This is a genomic window from Blastococcus sp. CT_GayMR20, assembly GCF_004570345.1.
Map to the genome: position 1 here is coordinate 15,946 of NZ_SPQM01000045.1, position 18,173 is coordinate 34,118.

An 18,173-nucleotide genomic window follows, 5' to 3' on the forward strand; every position below is an offset into this window, starting at 1 on the left:
ATCACCGGACGGAGACGGCGCGCTACCTGTCGAAGCCGGGCCACGAACCGTGGCGACGATCGCTGCTCAGAGCCAGCGCGGCGCCGGCGGGACGTCGCCGTGCAGTCCGGACGCGTCGTCGCGCGTCAGCCAGGCGGCGACCGCGGTCACCGGGCCGTGCACCCGGGTGCGCCCGCTCCCCCACGTGCGGCCGGCGTCGGTCGCCACGACGGTCAGGTCCGGCGCCTGCCCACGCTCGGCGAACACGGCGAGGACGTCGTCCACGAGGGCGGCGGCGAAGTCGGCAGGAAGGTCGGCGAACGTGAGTCCGGCGTCCAGGTCGACGCCGTGCACCCAGATCTCCTTCGCCCGCATCCAGGGCACGTCGGTGACCGGGATCGTCGTGCCGGGCATGTTGCGCACGTGCGCCGTCCACGCGTCGTCCGGCAGGGTCTCGACGGCCTCGGCGAAGCGGGCGCACGAGGCCACGAAGTCGGCCCGCAGCTCCGGGGCCGGCAGCGCAGCGGTCGCGGCGATCTCGGCGTCCCGGACCTCGCGGGACGGGTACATGGGCGTCTCGACGCCGGTCCGCGCCCAGGCGAGCAGGTTGCCCAGCGCGTCGGCGTTGCGGGCCAGGTGGGCGACGACGTGCGCCCGCGACCAGTCCGGCAGCGGCGAGGGCGCGGCCAGCTCCTCGTCGGTCAGCTGGTCGAGCCGGCCGCTGACGGCGAGCTCGCCGTCGGCCCACCAGCGGAGCACCTCAGGCGCGGAAGCCGTCACGCAGGGAACGTAGCGGTCAGCCCTGCGGGCCGGTGGCGTCGGGCATGCCCGGCGCCTTCGCGTCGGGGCCTTCGTCGCCCTCCGGAACCCGCGTGACGTCGTCCGACATCCCGCCCTGCGCCGCCCGGGGCGACTGCTCGGGAGCCGCACCGACGCGTTCCCTCTGGGGGCGCTCGCCGGGCAGCCCTTCCTCGTTCGACGGGTCGTTCGTGCCGCCGTACGGCCGGCCGGTCTCGGTCATCGCCGCACTCCTTCGTCGGAGTCGTGGATCCAGGCCTCATGGATAGCCGCACAGCGGCGGCCCAACCGCGCGGTACGCCGCGGTACCTACTGGCGGGTTGTGATGAGGTCGCCAGGCCGTTCGGGACCTAGGTCACTGCGCATGAATCCCGGGTGTCAATAGCGTCACAGAGCAACCCGACCTTGGAGGTTGCGTGACCGCCCAGCCCGACTCGCCCGACGCCCGCCCCGTGGACGCCGTCCCGTCGCTGGAGGGTGGTGAGGTCGTCGCCGTCCCGTCCGCCCGGGGTGTCGCCGGTGGCCTGGTCGCCGCGCTCGCCCGTCCCCGCCTCCTCGCCCACGAGACCGTGCGGTTGAGCCAGGACCTCGTCTCGATCGCCAAGGGCACGGACGACCACATCCCGGCGGACAAGGACAAGCGGTTCGCCGACCCGGCCTGGCGCGTCAACCCGGCCTACCGCCGGATCGGCCAGACGTACTCGGCGTGGGGCTCCTCGCTGGGCCGCATGGTCGACCGGTACGAGGCCGAAGGTGCTGACTGGCGGGACGTCGAACGCGCCCGCTTCGCGCTCAACGCGCTGGTCAGCGGCATGGCCCCCACCAACACCCTGCTCGGCAACCCGGCCGCGGTGAAGAAGGCGTTCGACACCGGCGGCTTCAGCCTGCTGCGCGGCGCCCGTCAGATGGCCGGCGACCTGCTGCACAACCGCGGCATGCCGACCCAGACCGACAGCTCCGCGTACGAGGTCGGCCGCAACCTCGGCGTCACCAAGGGGTCGGTCGTCTACCGCGACGACGTCATCGAGCTGATCCAGTACGCCCCGCGGACGGCGGAGGTGCGCGAGCGCCCGCTGGTCGTCGTCCCGCCGCCGATCGGCCGGTTCTACTTCCTCGACCTGCAGCCCGGACGCAGCTTCGTCGAGTACGCGGTCGACCAGGGGCTCACGGTCTTCATGATCAGCTGGCGGAACCCGACGCGGAAGCAGGCGGACTGGAACCTCGACACCTACGCCGAGCGCGTCCGCCGGGCCATCGGGGTGGCACGGGAGATCACGGGGTCTCCCGACGTCAACACGCTCGGCTTCTGCGCCGGCGGCATCATCCAGACCACCCTGCTCAACCACCTGGCCGCGACCGGCGACACGAGCGTGCACAGCGCCGCGTACGCCGTCACGCTGCTCGACTTCGACGGCCGGGCGCCGATCGCTGCCTTCTCCGGACGGCGGATGATCGACACCGCCCGCCGGGTGTCGCGCACGCGGGGCGTCATCTCCGCGAGGTCGATGGGCGCGACGTTCAGCTGGATGCGCCCCGACGACCTCGTCTTCAACTACCTGGTCAACCAGTGGCTCATGGGCGAGGCACCGCCTGCGTTCGACATCCTGGCCTGGAACGCCGACGGCACGAACCTGCCGGCGGCGCTGCACGAGCAGTTCCTGGAGATCTTCCGCGACAACGCGCTCGTGCGGCCCGGCGAGATGACGGTGCTCGGCACGCCGGTGGACCTGGGCAGCATCGACGTCCCGACGTTCGTGACCGGCGCGCTGACCGACCACCTGACCCCGTGGTCCGGGACCTACCGGACGACGCAGCTGCTGTCGGGGCCGAGCACCTTCGTGCTCAGCTCGAGCGGCCACATCCAGAGCCTGGTCAACCCGCCCGGCAACCCGAAGGCCGCGTACTGGACCGGCGGGGCGCCCGGCCCCGACCCGGCGGACTGGCGCGCGACGGCCGAGAAGAAGAGCGGCAGCTGGTGGGAGTCGTGGGCTCCGTGGACGATCGAGCGCTCCGGCGACCTGGTGCCCGCGCCGGCATCGCCGGGCAGCGACGTGCACACGGTGCTCGAGGCGTCGCCGGGCTCCTACGTGGTCGACCGCGTCCCGGTCTGAGATCGGGCGCGGCGCAGGTCATTGACACCGCGTCGGCGCCGTGCCTGCCTGGAGGGGTCCGATTCCACCACCGGAGGCCGGTCATGCACGAGACGATCTCCCGGCTGCCCGACGCGCCCGACGCCCACGACCCCGCGGCGATGGCGGCCCTCGTCGATCCGGACTACCGCAGACACTGGGCCCGGCTGTACCTGGGGCCGGTGGAGCAGGGCGGCACGGCGATCGACGAGGCCGTGCGCCACCTGTCCGGGACGAGCGGATGACTCCGCTGCTGCTCTGCGGCGGCACCGGCGACCTCGGGGGACGGATCGCCCGCCGGCTCGCGGAGCGCGGGGCCGCGTTCCGGGCGCTGGTCCGGCCGTCCAGTGACCCGAAGGCGCTGCGCACGCTCGGGGCGGAGATCGCCGTCGGCGACCTGACCGACCGCAGCAGCCTGGACGACGCGGTGCGCGGGACGACGACCGTGCTCACGACCGCGACCGCCATCGGCCGGCTGCTCGACGGGGCCAAGGACCTGTCCATCGACGGTGTCGACCGCGTCGGGAACATCGCACTGCTGAGGGCCGCCGAGGCGGCGGGTCGTCGTCTTCGGGGAGGGCCGGTCGCGGGCCAGCTACGTGGCGACGGACGACGTCGCCGAGGCGTGCGTGCGGCTGGCTCTGGCAGACGCTCGAGCGCTGCGCACCCGTCAGCCCGCCGTCGCGTCGGCCATGGGCGCGGCCCTGACGATGGACCTCGAGGGTGCCGTCGTCGCTCCGGACGACCTCCGCGCGCTCGGCATCGAGCCACGGGCGACCACCGCCCGCATCGACGAGATCGTCCGCCCTGTCTCCGCGGCCACGCGTCAGCGATCGGCCGCGCCCTAGGCATCCCGGAGGTGCAGTCGACCATGTCGGATCTGGACGAGCTGAGGGACCGGTACCACCGCTCGGTGGAGGCGCTGATCACCGGGGATCCCGAGCCGCAGAAGCCGCTGTGGTCGCGCCGGGACGACGTCACGCTCGCCAACCCCTACGGCCCTCCGGTCAAGGGCTGGGACCGTGTGTGCGAGGTGGCGGCCCGCGCAGCCTCGCGGTTGCGCGAGGGCGAAGGCCTGACCTTCGACCGCATCTCCGCGTACGAGGCGGGCGACCTCGCCTACGAGGTCGGCATCCAACGCTTCCGGGCGAAGCTCGACGGCGCCGACGACCTGTCCCCGGTCGCCCTGCGGGTCACGACGGTCTTCCGGCGCGAGGACGACGGCTGGAAGATCGTGCACCGCCATGCGGACACGCTGCCGGAGGCCCAGGCGACCTGAACGGTCAGGTGCGGGCGACGGCGACCAGCGTCACGTCGTCCGAACCCGGCGGGTTCAGCCGGGTCAGGACGTCGTCCAGCAGCTCCTGCGGACCGGCCGGCCCGGTGCCGACGACCTCACGCAGCGACTCCAGGCTGGCGGCGAGGTCCACCCGGCGGCGCTCGATCAGCCCGTCGCTGAAGAGCAGCAGCCGGTCGTCGCCGTCGAGCTGGACCCGCGTCTCGCGGTAGGCGGCATCGGGCAGCACCCCCAGGGCCGGGCCACGGCCGTCCATCACGAACGCCGCCGTTCCCGACGAGGCGTGCAGGACGGGCAGGTGGCCGGCGCTGGCGACGACGACCTCGCCCGTCGCGGGGTCGAGCTGGGCGACGACGGCGGTCGCCATCTCGCCGGGGAGCAGCGCCGCGATGACCTCGTTGAGGCCCTCGAGGGCGGCGGCCGGACCGGAGGCGCGCAGGAGGTGGGCGCGCAGGGCGTGCCGGAGCTGGGCGGTGATGGCCGCGGCGGCGAGGCCGTGCCCGGCGACGTCCCCGAGCACGATCGACACCCGCCCCCCGGGCAGCGGCACGAGGTCGTACCAGTCGCCGCCGACGACGTCGTCCTCACCGGGGACGTAGCGGGCGGCGAGCGCGACGGCGGGGATGTCGGGCAGTTCCTCGAGCAGCAGGGTGCGCTGCAGCGCGGCGACCAGCCGGCTGTCGTCCTCCGCCCTGCTCAGCGCCGCCCCGGCGAGGTCGGCGGCCAGCGCGCGGGCGGCGGCGATCTCGTGCTCCCGCCAGGGTCGCGAGGTCTGCCGCACCGTCTCGCTCCAGCTGTCGAACGACTGCCGTGGGCTGAGCCGCGGGCCGGCGGAGGTCTCGGCGATCTTGGACGTGTGCGGGTTCCCGGCCCAGGTCACCTCGCGCAGCGCCTCCGGGCGGAACCAGGCGAGGAAGTCCTCGCGCCCGCCGGCGACCTCGACGGCGAGCACGCCGCTGGCGGTGTCGGCGAGGTCGGCGGCCTCGGGGACGACACGGGAGGCGGCGTCGGTGACCGGTGTGCCGGCGGCGAGCAGGGCGCGCACCAGCGGCAGGACCCGCTCGGCGGGCGGCGTCTCCCCCAGCAGCCGCAGCTGGCCGTTGATCCGCATCGCGACGCCCGCGGCCGGGAGCAGGTCGAGGGCGGTGACGTCGCCGTCGGAGAGCGTGTCGGCCAGTCCGCGCGGGCTCCGGCCGACGGCGGCGGCGAGCTGCGCCTGGCGGTGCGCGACCTCGACCACGCCGCTCTGCTCCCCCGCTGCCACCGTGGTGTGCAGGAGCAGGGACGCCGTCCGGCCGAGGAACTCCGCGGCGGTGCGGTCGGTGTAGGACGGCCGGTGCGGGCCGGCGTAGTGGTGGCAGGCGATGAGGCCCCAGAGCTTCCCGCGGTCGATCAGCGAGATCGACATGGAGGCGATGACGCCCATGTTGGCGAGGTACTCCAGGTGCACCGGCGAGACGCTGCGCAGCATCGCGCCGGACAGGTCGAGCGGGCGGCCGGTGAGGGGGTGCATCGGCGGTTCGAGCGGCACCGGCCGGTAGGTGGCGTCGGGGATCAGGCGCAGCCAGTTGGTGGCGTAGAGCGCGCGGGCCTGGGCGGGGATGTCGCTCGCCGGGTAGCGGAGGCCGAAGAAGGGCTCGAGGTCGGCGCGGCGGTCCTCGGCGACGACCTCGCCGTTCCAGTCGGCGTCGAAGCGGTAGACCATCACGCGGTCGAAGCCGGTGAGGCTGCGGACGTCGCGGGCGAGGACCGCGGTGAGCTCGTCGAGGGTCGCGGCCGCCGAGAGGCGCTGCAGCACCATCGGCAGCCGGCGGTGCCACGCGGCCCCGGCCTGCTCGGCGCCCTGCACCGGCTCGAGCTCGGCGATCAGGAGCCCGTCGGCCCGGTGGAGGACGACGTCGACGTCCCGGCCTGCGATCCGGACCCGGAGCGGGTTGACCTCGGCCAGGTCGCCGGCCAGCCCGTCCCGGACGTCGGTTCCCAGGACGTCGTCCAGGGACCGGCCGGTGACGTCGCCACCGAACAGCTCGGCCGCGTTCGCCGAGGTGAGGACGACGGTCAGGTCCGGCTCGGTGGCCGCGAGCAGCACGCCGTGCGGCTGGATCGCGCCCGGGACGGCGATCGGCTCGTCCGCGCAGCGCAGCAGCGCCTCGTCGGTTCCGGCCGGGGATGCGGTCACCGGCCCGACGCTACGGGCGGCCGTCGTGCCGGGTCAGACCGGGCGAGAGCTCGGCGGCGGAGTCGACGATCGGCACAAGGGCGGCGAGGTCGAGCAGGTCGATGGTCAGCCGGACGGCGCTGTTCTTCCGCGGGCAGATCACGTGCAGCTCGACGCCGGCTTCCTTGGCTCCCCGGGCAGCGAGCACCAGCTGCCGGGCGCCGGAGGAGTCCAGGAAGATCGTCGGGCTCAGGTCGATGACGAGGGCAGTCGGGCCGGCGGCGAGTTCCTGATCCACGGCGGCGGCGAGCCTGGGAGCCGTGGCGAGGTCGAGCTCACCCCGTACGGTGAGTGCCGGACGGCCGGCTATGGACGTTCGCTCCACGTCGAACAGCACGAATCGGCTCCCTCGTCGACGGCGAATCGCTGGTACGAGGGTAATGGCACCGGTTCCCCGATGATTGAGGTGCCGTGAACATCGCCTTCACCGTCCGCCTTCCGGTGGACGCGCAGAGCGTGCCGCTGGTGCGTGGGCTGCTCCGCCAGGCGCTGGAGCACCTCGAGGTGACCCGCATCCGGATCGACGAGATCGTGCTCGCGCTGACCGAGGCGTGCGCGAACGTCGTGCAGCATGCCGGGGAGCACGAGGAGTACCAGGTGGACGTCGACATCGACGACCAGCTGTGCCGGATCAGCGTGCTGGACCAGGGCCACGGGTTCGACTTCGAGCAGGTGGCCGCCGAGCCCCCGCGGAACCCGCTGGACGGCGGTCGCGGGCTGCTCCTCATGCGGGCGCTGGTCGACCGGCTCGACTTCCGCGCCGACGAGGACGGCGGGCACCGCGTGATCCTCGAGAAGCGCCTGGTCGACGAGCCGAAACTGCGTCTCCTCAGCCCCGGCTGACCCCGTCGGCCTTCCGCCCTGCAAGGCATGCCGCGTCGCCGGCTTCCTGTCCGGCTAGAGCTGGAACTCGTAACCCAACTCTTGACCAACGGCGAAGCCGCCGCTCGGAAGGAATATCAAGATCCCGTCGGTGTCAGGAACATCCAAGACGATCGACCCGACGAACTGCTGACCCGGGCCGAGCCCACCTGAAGGGAATTGCTGCTCCTGAGGCAGGCAGCTGAATGCCGGGAAGGTACCCATGTCGGTGTTGCCGAACGTCACGCCGTCAGCCTTGATGTAGCGGAAGTTGGTCGAGCTGATGCTCGCCTGAACGGTCACGCTCGGGTCTGCGGGTCCGGTTGCAGCCCGAATGTCCACCCGGATGAAGTGGCCGTTCTGCGGCACGCTCTCCTGAAACTCGTTGTCGGTGGGACAGGGCAGCGGAATGACGTCGATCCTGTCGACCGTGAACGTGCCCAGGGTGTCGCCACCTGGGGCGGTTAACGGCAGTGCCTGCCCCAGAGACACCTCGGCGTTGCCGCGCTCGTTGATCTCGGGGTCTCCCTGTTGAGGCTGATCGGATGCCTCGGACGGGCTCGCCGTCTCCACGGACGGGAGTGTCGCGGCGGGCGGCGATTGCGCTTCGGGAGGGCTACTACACCCTCCGAGCGCCACGCCGGCTGCGATGAGGAGACTTGCCTTGTGCGCCATGATTCACCGCCGTCCTGTCACCCCAGCAGCGCCCGATTGTGTCTCGGAAAGGCCCCCCTGACTACCAGGCGCGGCACATCGGTGGGGTGCGCTTTACCGAAGAAGTTCCTGCGGGCACTCGTTGAAGGCCGGCAGCCATACACGAGGAGGCGGGAGCGTTCAGGTCATGCGAGGACGCGCAGAGGGGCGCCTGCGAGGTAGGCGGCCACGTCCTCGACGGCCTCGCGGTAGAAGGTCTCGTAGGTGTTGCGGGTGACGTAGCCCAGGTGCGGCGTAAGCACGGTGCGCGGCGCTGACCGCAGCGGGTGGTCCAGGGGCAGCGGCTCCTGGTCATAGACGTCGAGCCCGGCGCCACGGATCGTGCCCTGGTGCAGCGCGTCGAGGAGCGCCTGCTGCTCGACGATCGGGCCGCGGGACGTGTTGATCAGGATCGCCGTGTGCTTCATCAGCGCGATGTCGTCCGCGCCGATCAGCCCCCGAGTGCGCTTGGACAGCAGCAGGTGGACGGTCACCACGTCGGACGTCGCGAACAGCTCGTCCCGCTCGACCCGCCGGACCCCCACCTCGGCGGCGCGCTCGTCGGTGAGGTTCTGGCTCCACGCGACGACGTCCATGCCGAAGGCCAGCCCGATGGGGGCGATCTGGCTGCCGAGCCGGCCGAGGCCGACGACGCCGAGTCGGGCGCCCGCGAGATCCATCCCGACGGTCTGCTGCCAGCCGCCGGCGCGGACGGAGGCGTCCTCCTGCGGGATGTGCCGGGCGACGGCGAGGATCAGCCCCCACGTGAGCTCGGCGGTGCTGATGGAGCTGACGGCGGTGCCGCAGACCGGGATGCCGAGGGCTGTCGCCGCGTCGAGGTCGATGGACTTGTTGCGCATGCCCGTGGTGACGAGCAGCCGCAGGTTCGGCAGTCGCTCGAGCAGCGAACGCCGGAACTCCGTGCGCTCGCGCATGGCGATCACGACGTCGAAGGGCTGGAGCCGCTCGGCCACGGCGTCCTCGTCGACCAGGTGGTCGTGGAACTCGACCACCTCGGCGTCCGGGACCTGCGACCAGTCGCAGAAGTCTTTGGCGACGGACTGGTAGTCGTCGAGGACGGCGATGCGCGGCATCTGCCCGGTCTACTACAGGTCAGCCGCTCGCGTTGGCCGGCCGGGCGGCGACGAGCTCGCCGAGCCCCTGACCCCAGCGGCGCGCCCGGTCCTCCGCGCCGTCCATCAGCGGGCCCGTGGCGTCGACGACGACGAAGTGCTCGGCGGTAGCGGCAAGGGTGACGCCCAGCCCGCCGAGCAGCTTCTCCTCGGTCTTCGCGGCGTGGTCCACCTTGGTGAGGAGCTTCGGGCGGCCCGAACCGTAGGGCGTCGGAGGCTCACGCCGTCATGAACCCGCTCTCGTAGGCGGCGATGACGGCCTGGGTGCGGTCCCGCGCGCCCAGCTTGAGCAGCACGCTGCTGACGTGCGTCTTCACCGTCTCGCGGCTGAGGTACAGCTCGGTGGCGATCTCGGCGTTGGACAACCCGCCGGCGACCAGCCGCAGGACGTCGGCCTCGCGGCCGGTCAGCTCGGGCAGCGCACCCGCACCCCGTGCCCGCGACGGCGCGTGCGAGGCGATGAGCCGGCGGGTGATGTCCGGCAGCACCAGCGAGGTCCCCCGCGCGACGACCCGGATCGCGTCGACCAGCTCGTCGGGATCGGACCGCTTCAGCGCGAACCCGCTCGCCCCCGCCTGCAGCGACCGGTACAGGTAGTCGTCGTCCTCGAACGTGGTCAGGACCAGCACCCGCGGACGCTGCGGATCACGGGCCACCAGCTCCGCGGTCGCCGCGATGCCGTCCATGTCGGGCATCCGCACGTCCATGAGGACGACGTCCGGATCGGTCCGCGACGCCTCCGCCAGCGCCTCGCGCCCTGTGCCGGCGTCACCCACCACGGTCAGGTCGGGCTCGCTCTCCAGGATCACCCGCAGCCCCGACCGCACGAGCACGTCGTCGTCGACGAGCAGCAACCGCAGCGTCACGCGGCGCCCGACAGCGGCAGGGTCGCGCACAGCTCGAAGCCGCCGGACGGCGAGGGCTCGGCGCTGAGCGTGCCGCCCGCGGCCGCCGCCCGCTCACGCAGGCCGGCCAGCCCGCGGCCGCCACCGGGCCCGGGCCGGCTGTCGAACTGCGAGGCCCGCTCGTTGCACACGCGGACGACGAGGGTGTCGCCGCTGCGGACCACCTGCGCGACAGTCAGCGGTGTCCCGGCATGGCGCAGCACGTTCGTCGTCCCCTCCTGGACCACCCGGTAGGCCAGCTCCTGCACCCCGGCGGGGACGTCGTCGACGTCGCCGTCCACCACGAGCGCGACCGGCAGGCCGCCGTCCCGGAGACCGGCGAGCAGGTCCTCGAGGTCGGCGAGCGAGGGCGCGGCGAACGGGGCCGGGTCGCGGCCGCCGTCCTCGGCGCGGAGCACGGCGAGCACCCGGTCGAGCTCGGCCAGGGCAGTGCGGGTGTTGGTCTCGATGTGCTCGAGGGCCTGGCGGGCGAAGTCGGACTGCACCGGCCGGTCGTCCTTCGGCGCCAGCGTGCGGCGCGCGGCGGTGGCCTGCAGCAGGCTCGCGGTCAGCGCGTGCCCGATCGTGTCGTGCAGGTCGCGGGCGAGCTTGTTGCGGTCGGCCAGCCGGCGGGAGCTGTGCTCCAGGGCGGCGATCCGCTGCTCGGGCGCGGCGCCGAGCAGTCGGGGCGCCACCGAGGCGGACAGCCTGACCAACAGGTCGAGCACCGCCACGGTCAGGACGACGACGAGGCCCATGAGCGCCAGCAGCGGAATGGCGGTGAGCGGATTCCATCGGACCCACCCCAGCGCGACGAAGGCGGCGCCGCCGAAGAACAGGGTGGCGAACGTGGCCAGCCCCAGGAGCCCGCGGGCGCCCAGCCAGCCCAGTGCCCGCCAGGTGTCGGCCGCGAACACCAGCCGCCGCAGTCGCCGGACGACGCCACGCTGGTCGCGCACCCGCTCGCCCTCGGGGATGTCGACGCCGAGCAGCTCGCGGGCCAGCCGGCGCTCCATGCCGGCGAACCCGCGGGTGACCCCCAGCACGAGCAGGATGAGCAGCACGCCGACGCCGTAGATCACCGCGACCACCGACATGAGCAGCCCGGCGTACAGGGTGAGATACAGCGCGCCGAGCGGCAGCGACGCCAGTGCGTAGAGCGCCCGCCCGGGCCAACCGGGGCGGGCGGCGGCGAGCAGGGCGCGCACCTTGACGGCGAGCTCGGCGGTTGCGCGCGGGGCGGTCGTCGACGGCATGGGTCGATCCTGACCGACGGACCGGCCGGCCGATTCCCCCGTCAGTGCGCTCTCCCCCTCCCCCACGTGGGGGACCGAAGTCGGCGCTGCGGGGTGATCCGCACGGGTCATCTCCCCCGACAGGCTCTGGGTCATGACCTTCTCCCTCTGCCGTTCTGGCCCCCGACCATGATCGAGGTGCGCGGGCTGACCAAGCAGTACGGCGCCGTCCGCGCCGTCGACGACCTGACCTTCGACGTCGCGCCGGGCAAGGTGACCGGCTTCCTCGGGCCCAACGGCGCGGGCAAGTCGACCACGATGCGGATGATCCTCGGCCTCGACCGGCCGACCTCCGGCACCGCGCTGGTGGGCGGCCGGCCGTTCGGTGCGCTCGGCGAGCCGCTGCGCGTGGCCGGTGCACTGCTCGACGCGCAGGCGGTGCACCCTGGGCGCAGCGGTCGAGACCACCTGCGGGTGGCCGCCCGCACGCACGGCATCCCGCGGCGTCGGGTGGACGAGGTCGTCGACCAGGTGGGGCTCGGCTCCGCGGCGAAGCGGCGGGTGCGGGGCTACTCCCTCGGCATGCGCCAGCGGCTCGGCATCGCGGCCGCGCTGCTGGGCGACCCCGCCGTCCTGCTGTTCGACGAGCCGATGAACGGGCTGGACCTCGACGGCGTCCGGTGGATCCGGCACCTAGTGCGCGAGCTGGCCGAGGAGGGGCGCACGGTGCTGCTGTCGAGCCACCTGATGAGCGAGATGGAGCAGACCGCCGACCACCTGGTGATCATCGGCCGCGGCCGGCTGATCGCCGACGCCTCGATGCAGGAGGTGATGCGCGGCGAGGGCGCGAGCCGGCGGGTGCGGGTGCGGACGCCGTCCACCGACGAGCTGGCCGGTGCGCTGCTGCGCCGGCGCCTGCGGGTGCATCCCACCGACGACGGTGACCTGCTGGTCGAGGGCGCGACGCCCGAGACCGTGGGCGACGTCGCGCTGGAGGTGGGCGTGGCGGTGCACCGGCTGGCCGAGGAGCACAGCTCGCTCGAGCAGGTCTACCTGGACCTCACCGGCGACAGCGTCCAGTACCGGGTGTCGACCACGCCCGACCTCGTCGGGCAGGTGCGGGCATGACCGCCGTGGCTGTGCGGGTTCAGGAGCCGGGGACGCTGACCGTGTTCGGCCGTGCCGCGGCCGCCGAGTGGCTCCGGCTGCGGACCGTGCGGACGACGTGGCTGTGCCTGCTGGCCGCCACCGTCGCCATCGTGGGGCTGGGCGCCATCGCCGCGGCCGACGAGGCGATGGGGCCGGTGAGCCCGAGTAACCCGATCCCTTCGACGTTCGCCGGCGAGTTCGGGGTGATGCTGGGGCAGTTCCCCCTACTGGTGCTGGCGCTGCTCGCGGTCACGCAGGAGTACGCGAGCCGGGCGATCGGCCCGACCCTGCAGTGGTCGCCGCGCCGCGGGGTGCTGCTCGCCGCGCGGGTGGTCGTGCCGGTCGTGGTGGTCACGGGAGTCGGGGTTCTGCTCGCCCTGGTCGCCGACGTCCTTGCGTTGCTGATCGACCCCGACCTGACGCTGTCGCTCGCCGACGCGGCCGACAGCCTCGGCCGGATCGCCGCCGTGCTCGCCGCCGGGAGCGCGCTGGCGGTGGGTGTGGGTCTGCTGCTGCGGAGTACCGCCGGCGCGCTGGCGACGGTGTTCCTGCTGCAGCTCGTGCTGCCGTTCCTGCTGCCCGCGTTCGGTGTGCAGTGGATGGCCGACCTCGGGGAGCTGCTGCCGGGCTCGGGTGCGGTCTGGATGCTGCTCGGGGAGCCGGAAATGACGGCGGGTCAGGCGACGGCGCTGCTGGTCGGCTGGTCGGGGGCGGCGCTGGCGGCGGGCGGTTGGTCACTGCTGCGCCGGGACGCCGGATAGCTCCTGACGCGACAGCGCCCCCTCCCGGGCTTCGGGGAGGGGGCGCTGTCGTGGGTCAGGCGGTGCGGTCAGTACTTCCGACCGGTCTGCCCGCCCTTCTGCTTGTTCTGGAAGTCCGCGATCATCTTCTTGATCTTGGCCTGGTTCTGCGGCTTGCGGGCTTCCTGGAGAACCTTCGCCGCGACGCCGGACGCGATGAGCTTCCTGAGCATGCCTGCCATGTTCGCCTCCTTCTGTTCGATTGCTCGGGTGGGTGCCCACCGATCATGCCGATCAACCCCCGACCTCCCGACGGCACCCGGTCGGGTGCTCCTGCCGGGCTCGATGAGTGGTCAGACGAGCAGGGGCTGCGCGATCAGGATCTCCGTGCCGTCGGGGCGGAAGGTCCGCCATCGGCCGTCGGGATCTCGTTCGACTGAGAATCCGTGGTGCACCTTCGTATGGTGCCGCTCGCACAGCAGTGCCGAGTTCTCGAGCGAGGTCTCCCCGCCGAAGATCCAGTGCACCAGGTGGTGGACGTCGCAGTAGTACTTCGGGGCGCCGCAGCCGGCGAACACGCAGGTCTCGTCGCGCAGCTCGACCGCCTTGCGCAGGTGCGGCGGCGACACCCGCTTCGTGCGGCCCATGTTCAGCGGCATGCCGTGCTCGTCGATCGTGATCGGGGTGATGCTGCCGTCGCAGGCGAGCATCCGCGCCTTCGCCGCCGAGACCAGGCTGCCGAAGGCTGTCGTGGCCGCGGCCGGCGCGGTGGCCGGATCGAACAGATCGTCCGCCGGGATGGTGACGACGACGTTCGGCTTGACCGTCCGCAGGAAGGGCAGGTTTCCGGAGGCGAGCTGATTGTCGGCCAGCTGCACGATCGCGTCGGCGGTCTGCTGGGCGCGTGAACGCTCGTCGCCCTTCGGCCGGTCGGCGTGCACGACGGACTCGAGGGCGGTCTTCAGTTTCTCCCCGCCGACTGCGTCGAGCTGGCCACGCACGACCACGGTGCCGTCGGAGAGAGTCGAGAGGGTCAGCGACCGGTCGTCGGTGGGGTCGGGCTCAGGGCCGTCGGGGTCGAGCCGGGACAGGTAGTGGTGCACCACCCGTGACAGCTGCTCGATCCGGTGCTCGGCTGCGACGGCGGCGAGAGTGCGGTCGATCTCGGCGAGGTCGATGCCCTGCTGGAACGCGGCCGCTCGCCGGCTCTCCTTGGCGACGGGCGCGACCACCGTGACCTGTTCCGCCGTCATGGCACCCTCGGCGAAGGCGGAGGCGAGTTCCGGCAGGTGGTCGAGAGCGCGTCCGTTGCGGACCAGCTGGCCCGCGGCGGCACTGCTGAGCCGGCCGTGGCCACGCAGCCACGACCGCATGGACTTCTGCCCGTCGTCCTCAGGCGCCTGCTGCAGTTCCGCCGTCCGGACGCGGCGGGTCAGCTGGGCGTCGATCCGGTTCCTCAGCTCGAGCAGCTGCCTGATCCCGTCGAGCTGCTGACGCGCGGTCAAGGCATGGACGTCTTCGGTGGCCAGAGCGTCGAGCGCGGACTGCAACTCGCCCATGACCACCTCCCGACTACTCGAACGCTTGTACGAAGAGTAGCCCTGCAAGCTGAGGCGCGCAGCACGAATCCCCAGGTCAGACCGCCGTCCACAGATCTTCGTCTCGCCTGGACACGAACAGCCCGGACAGTCCTTCCTTCGAATCTCGGTGAGGCGCTCTCTCTGCTGCGGCGTGTCGACCGTGGACTCTGCGTACCGCCACGCCGCCCTGACGAAGTAAGCATCCGGTTGCGCTCCGTCGCACGAGCCGAGAGGCGCCGGAGCTGTCGGCGACGTAGGTCGTGGTCGGCTCGCGAGTCGCCTTCCCCGCCCTACTCCCCCGGCGGCGTCCGAGGCGCCTGTCGGCCGGGATGTGACCGGCCGGGGACGGTTCTAGCGTCGTCGCCGTCCGGTCGAGGCCCCGTCGTCACCGCACCTGGTGACACCCGCCCGGACACCGCCGAACCGGCACCGGACTCTTCCGGCGCCGGACCGGGGACCCACCGCAGTCATGGGGTGAAGCGTGGCCGGCTCCGCCGGTCGCGCCGGGCGATCTTCACGCCCGAACCCGTCAGCTAACTCGGTAGGCGGTTGATGGAGAACAGGAGAACCCGTCGTCCATGACGACTACCCGCACGTCCACGTACCGCCGTCGTTCCATCCGCGGAGCAGCTCTCGCCCTGTTCACAGGGGCGGGGATCGCGCTCACTCCGGTGACGGCCTCGGCCGACGCCGGCGCTGCCGCACCCGCCGCATTGGCGCCGGTCGCCGTGGCGGCCGCGCCGGTCGCGGCCCCGAGCTCCGCCGCGCAGGTCGCCGTCGACACCGCACTCGCCCAGCAGGGCAAGCCTTACGCCTGGGGTGGGACGGGGCCGGGTGGCTACGACTGCTCGGGGCTCACCTTCTCGGCCTACAAGGCAGCCGGTGTGTCCATCCCTCGCACCTCCAAGGCGCAGTCGACGGCGGGCGTGCCCGTCGCCAAGGCGAATCTGCAGCCGGGTGACCTGGTCTTCTACTACAGCCCGGTCGGCCACGTCGGCATGTACATCGGCAACGGGCTGATGGTGCACTCCTCCACCTACGGCAAGCCGGTGGCCGTCGTGCCCGTCGACTCGATGCGGGGGTACAACAGCGCGCGCCGCGTCGTCTGAGTTGCACGGTGTCCCGGCCGTCCTCAGGCGGCCGGGACACTCAGGCGTCCGGTGCACCTAGCCCGGCATCCCGTGCCCGGGCCACCGCCTGCGCCCGGTCGTTCACGCCGAGCTTGGTGAAGATGCTCGACACGTGGTTGCGGACCGTCTTCTCCGACAGGTAGAGCCGGCGGGCGATCTCGGCGTTCGGCCGCCCTTCTGCCGCCAGCCGCAGCACCTCCCGCTCCCGCTCGGACAGCTGCGGCAACGGAGGGACGACGGCGTCGCTCCGTGCGGCGAAGAACCCGCGCACCCGCTCGGCGATGCCCGCGCCGTACACCGCCTGCCCGTCGGCGACCGCGCGCACCGCACGCTCGATCTCCGCCTGGCCGGCACCCTTGAGCAGGTAGCCCCAGGCCCCGGCGCGGATCGCGGCGATCACCGTCTCGTCGCTCTCGATCATGGTCAGCACGAGCACGCGGGTCTGCGGCGCGACCTCGGCCAGCCGCCGCGTCACCTCCACACCGGTCAGCCCGGGCATCTGCAGGTCGAGCAGTGCGACGTCCGGGTGGGTCTCCAGCACGGCGTCGACGGCGGACGGCCCGTCGGCGGCCTCGGCGACGACGTCCAGCCCGCTGTCCTGCAGCAGCACGCGCAGACCGGCGCGGAAGGCGGGGTGGTCGTCGGCGATCACGACGCGGGTCACGGAGCTCCCTCGGGGTCGAGCGGCAGGACGGCGGTGACCCGGGTGCCGCCGCCGGGCGCCGGGCCGATGGAGCAGCTGCCGCCGAGCTCCGCAGCCCGGTCACGCATCGACTGCAGGCCCAACCCGGCCGGGACGTCGTCCGGCAGGCCGGCGCCGTCGTCGACGACCTCGATGCCGACGGCGTCCGGGCTCCCGGTCAGCCGGACGGCGATCGATGAGGCGCCGGAGTGCCGGACGGCGTTGGTCATTGCCTCCTGAGTGATCCGGAACGCCGCCACCTCGACCGCGGCCGGCAGCCCGTCGAGGGAGCCGTCGCCGTCGACAGTGATCGCGCCTTCCCCCGCCAGCAGCCCCGGCCCGGTGGCCTGCAGGGCGCCGAGCAGGCCGAGGTCGTCCAGAGCCGGCGGCCGCAGGTCGTGCACGATCCGACGGACGTCGCCGACCGACTCCTGCAGCTGGTCGCGGGCGGTGCCGACGAGCGACGCCGCGCGCCCCTCCCCCAGTGCCCGGGTGGCGACGTCCAGGGCCATCACCGCGGCGGCCAGCTGCGGCCCGAGCCCGTCGTGCAGGTCGCGGCGGATGCGCCGGCGTTCCTCCTCGCGGGCGGTGACCAGCCGGTCGCGGGACCGCTCGAGGTCGGTGGCCATCCGCAGCGCGAACCCGACCGCGGCCAGTTGACCGGCGACGTCGGCGAGCAGCGACTCATCGACCGCATCGAGCCGGTCGGTGCGGGTGCGGGGAGCGACGCGGAGCTTCCCGACGACGCCGTCGTGCCAGCGCAGGGGGACGGCGTGCACCGCGCGAGCCGGGTCTCCGACGGACTCGACCACCGGCAGCGCGTCGGGCCGGTCGACCTGCACCGTGACGGCCGGCAGCTTGAGGTCGGTGGCGATCGCGGCAACGGCCTGCTGGAGCGCGGTGCGCGGCGACCCCGCCGTCCGGAGGATCTCGGTGATCCGGCCGAGCACCCGGTACGGGTCGCCGCGCAGGCCGTGCAGCAGCCGGTCGACGCCGCGCTGCACGCGCACGTACAGCGGGTGGAAGACGGCGGCGACGGCCACGGCCCCGGCGAAGCCGACGGCCGTGTCCGAGGTCTGCGTCAGACCGCCCAGCCAGCCGACCACGGCGACGTAGACGAGGGCCGAGCACGCCAGCAGCGCCGTCCCGACCAGCGTGCGGTTGAGGACGACGTCGATGCCGAACAACCGGTAGTGCACGACGGCGATGCCGATGGCGACCGGCACGGCGAGGGTGACCGCGACGTTGACCGGCGCCGGGGCGACGAACGACGCCAGCACCGCCAGCGCCAGCGCGTAGCCGACCCACGCGATCTGCCGCCGTCCCTGCTGATCGGCACGGCGGAACCGCAGCACGAGGCTGGCCAGGCCGAGCACGGCGAGCGCCGGCAGTACTGGGTCGAGCAGGGTCTGGACGCCGTCCAGGAACCACACGGCCACTGCGATCGCCAGGGGATTCGCCGGCTGGTCGCCCTCGGGCTGGATGTCGGTGAAGGCGGTGACCAGCGACATCGTGGCGATCACGGCGACCGCGGCGATCGCGACCGGGCGCCAGCGGCGGGACAGCAGCCGGCCGTCCGGGAAGATCAGCGGCAGCAGGGTGACGAAGGAGACGAACGACGGCACCCAGGTCCAGAGGGTCAGCCAGGCGGCGATCCGGAAGACC

At 72.9% G+C, this 18,173-nt stretch carries 21 protein-coding genes, 1 pseudogene and 1 riboswitch; of the genes and pseudogenes, 9 read left to right on the forward strand and 13 right to left on the reverse strand.

Annotated elements, in window-relative coordinates:
• Positions 1–66 precede the first annotated feature (66 nt).
• Together E4P40_RS12390 and E4P40_RS28085 are read right to left on the reverse strand one after the other, a co-directional pair.
• Entirely contained in the window at positions 67–759 is a 693-nt protein-coding gene (locus tag E4P40_RS12390) for a maleylpyruvate isomerase family mycothiol-dependent enzyme (RefSeq protein WP_167762207.1), read from the reverse strand.
• Between the two features lie 16 nt (positions 760–775).
• Complete coding sequence (locus E4P40_RS28085) at positions 776–1,000, reverse strand: hypothetical protein (RefSeq protein WP_167762208.1); 225 nt, start codon at positions 998–1,000, stop codon at positions 776–778.
• Positions 1,001–1,193: 193 nt separating this feature from the next.
• Between E4P40_RS28085 and E4P40_RS12395 the strand changes: the two genes are divergently transcribed.
• From E4P40_RS12395 to E4P40_RS28960, 5 genes and pseudogenes are all read left to right on the forward strand, one after another.
• Positions 1,194–2,888: an alpha/beta fold hydrolase gene (locus E4P40_RS12395; protein ID WP_209305289.1), complete on the forward strand. Its 1,695-nt coding sequence runs from the start codon at positions 1,194–1,196 to the stop codon at positions 2,886–2,888.
• A gap of 83 nt (positions 2,889–2,971) precedes the next feature.
• On the forward strand, positions 2,972–3,151 hold the full coding sequence (locus E4P40_RS12400) for a hypothetical protein (protein ID WP_135158894.1): 180 nt from the start codon (positions 2,972–2,974) through the stop codon (positions 3,149–3,151).
• Positions 3,148–3,456: pseudogene (locus E4P40_RS28950) on the forward strand (NAD(P)H-binding protein); the annotation flags it as partial. The gene E4P40_RS12400 and the pseudogene E4P40_RS28950, both read left to right, overlap by 4 nt.
• Positions 3,457–3,505: 49 nt before the next feature.
• Positions 3,506–3,754, forward strand: a complete 249-nt coding sequence (locus E4P40_RS28955) for a hypothetical protein (protein ID WP_245160298.1) — start codon at positions 3,506–3,508, stop codon at positions 3,752–3,754.
• Positions 3,755–3,777: 23 nt separating this feature from the next.
• Entirely contained in the window at positions 3,778–4,185 is a 408-nt protein-coding gene (locus E4P40_RS28960; RefSeq protein WP_135158910.1) for a nuclear transport factor 2 family protein, read from the forward strand.
• Positions 4,186–4,189: 4 nt separating this feature from the next.
• Here E4P40_RS28960 and E4P40_RS12420 read toward each other — a convergent pair whose 3' ends face one another.
• Both E4P40_RS12420 and E4P40_RS12425 read right to left on the reverse strand, forming a co-directional pair.
• Positions 4,190–6,382, reverse strand: coding sequence for a SpoIIE family protein phosphatase (locus E4P40_RS12420; protein ID WP_135158895.1), 2,193 nt, complete (start codon positions 6,380–6,382; stop codon positions 4,190–4,192).
• A gap of 10 nt (positions 6,383–6,392) precedes the next feature.
• Positions 6,393–6,758 carry an STAS domain-containing protein gene (locus E4P40_RS12425; protein ID WP_167762210.1) on the reverse strand — a complete coding sequence of 122 codons (366 nt, stop codon included), beginning with the start codon at positions 6,756–6,758 and terminating at the stop codon, positions 6,393–6,395.
• Positions 6,759–6,832: 74 nt separating this feature from the next.
• Between E4P40_RS12425 and E4P40_RS12430 the strand changes: the two genes are divergently transcribed.
• Positions 6,833–7,264 carry an ATP-binding protein gene (locus E4P40_RS12430; RefSeq protein ID WP_135158897.1) on the forward strand — a complete coding sequence of 144 codons (432 nt, stop codon included), beginning with the start codon at positions 6,833–6,835 and terminating at the stop codon, positions 7,262–7,264.
• 54 nt (positions 7,265–7,318) lie between these two features.
• Here the strand turns inward: E4P40_RS12430 and E4P40_RS12435 are convergent, their stop codons facing one another.
• The 5 genes from E4P40_RS12435 to E4P40_RS12455 all read right to left on the reverse strand — a co-directional run bounded on the left by E4P40_RS12435 (position 7,319) and on the right by E4P40_RS12455 (position 11,248).
• Positions 7,319–7,855 (reverse strand): hypothetical protein, encoded by a 537-nt coding sequence (locus tag E4P40_RS12435; protein WP_135158898.1) that lies wholly within the window; start codon positions 7,853–7,855, stop codon positions 7,319–7,321.
• Between the two features lie 266 nt (positions 7,856–8,121).
• Entirely contained in the window at positions 8,122–9,069 is a 948-nt protein-coding gene (locus tag E4P40_RS12440; protein WP_135158899.1) for a D-2-hydroxyacid dehydrogenase family protein, read from the reverse strand.
• 19 nt (positions 9,070–9,088) lie between these two features.
• Complete coding sequence (locus E4P40_RS12445; RefSeq protein ID WP_135158900.1) at positions 9,089–9,280, reverse strand: hypothetical protein; 192 nt, start codon at positions 9,278–9,280, stop codon at positions 9,089–9,091.
• 46 nt (positions 9,281–9,326) lie between these two features.
• Positions 9,327–9,974, reverse strand: a complete 648-nt coding sequence (locus E4P40_RS12450; protein WP_135158901.1) for a response regulator transcription factor — start codon at positions 9,972–9,974, stop codon at positions 9,327–9,329.
• Entirely contained in the window at positions 9,971–11,248 is a 1,278-nt protein-coding gene (locus E4P40_RS12455; protein WP_167762211.1) for a sensor domain-containing protein, read from the reverse strand. Before E4P40_RS12455 ends, E4P40_RS12450 begins: the two co-directional genes overlap by 4 nt.
• A gap of 168 nt (positions 11,249–11,416) precedes the next feature.
• On the opposite strand from E4P40_RS12455, the gene E4P40_RS12460 reads away from it, so the two are divergent.
• The gene (locus E4P40_RS12460; RefSeq protein ID WP_135158903.1) at positions 11,417–12,355 is read left to right on the forward strand and encodes an ABC transporter ATP-binding protein; all 939 of its coding nucleotides are present in this window, start codon (positions 11,417–11,419) and stop codon (positions 12,353–12,355) included.
• A complete protein-coding gene (locus E4P40_RS12465; RefSeq protein ID WP_135158904.1) occupies positions 12,352–13,137 on the forward strand; it encodes a hypothetical protein in 786 nt (261 codons plus the stop codon). The genes E4P40_RS12460 and E4P40_RS12465 overlap by 4 nt, the downstream gene beginning before the upstream one ends.
• A gap of 68 nt (positions 13,138–13,205) precedes the next feature.
• On the opposite strand, the gene E4P40_RS28095 is transcribed toward E4P40_RS12465, so the two are convergent.
• Complete coding sequence (locus tag E4P40_RS28095) at positions 13,206–13,358, reverse strand: hypothetical protein (RefSeq protein ID WP_167762212.1); 153 nt, start codon at positions 13,356–13,358, stop codon at positions 13,206–13,208.
• A 111-nt stretch (positions 13,359–13,469) separates the two neighbouring features.
• Positions 13,470–14,675 (reverse strand): HNH endonuclease signature motif containing protein, encoded by a 1,206-nt coding sequence (locus E4P40_RS12470; RefSeq protein ID WP_135158905.1) that lies wholly within the window; start codon positions 14,673–14,675, stop codon positions 13,470–13,472.
• 427 nt (positions 14,676–15,102) lie between these two features.
• Positions 15,103–15,259: riboswitch (cyclic di-AMP (ydaO/yuaA leader) on the forward strand.
• 15 nt (positions 15,260–15,274) lie between these two features.
• Between E4P40_RS12470 and E4P40_RS12475 the strand changes: the two genes are divergently transcribed.
• The gene (locus E4P40_RS12475; RefSeq protein ID WP_135158906.1) at positions 15,275–15,805 is read left to right on the forward strand and encodes an NlpC/P60 family protein; all 531 of its coding nucleotides are present in this window, start codon (positions 15,275–15,277) and stop codon (positions 15,803–15,805) included.
• A gap of 40 nt (positions 15,806–15,845) precedes the next feature.
• On the opposite strand, the gene E4P40_RS12480 is transcribed toward E4P40_RS12475, so the two are convergent.
• Together E4P40_RS12480 and E4P40_RS12485 are read right to left on the reverse strand one after the other, a co-directional pair.
• Complete coding sequence (locus E4P40_RS12480; RefSeq protein WP_135158907.1) at positions 15,846–16,490, reverse strand: response regulator transcription factor; 645 nt, start codon at positions 16,488–16,490, stop codon at positions 15,846–15,848.
• The coding region (locus E4P40_RS12485) for a sensor histidine kinase (protein WP_135158908.1) at positions 16,487–18,173 on the reverse strand (1,687 nt) is incomplete at its 5' end. The genes E4P40_RS12485 and E4P40_RS12480, both read right to left, overlap by 4 nt.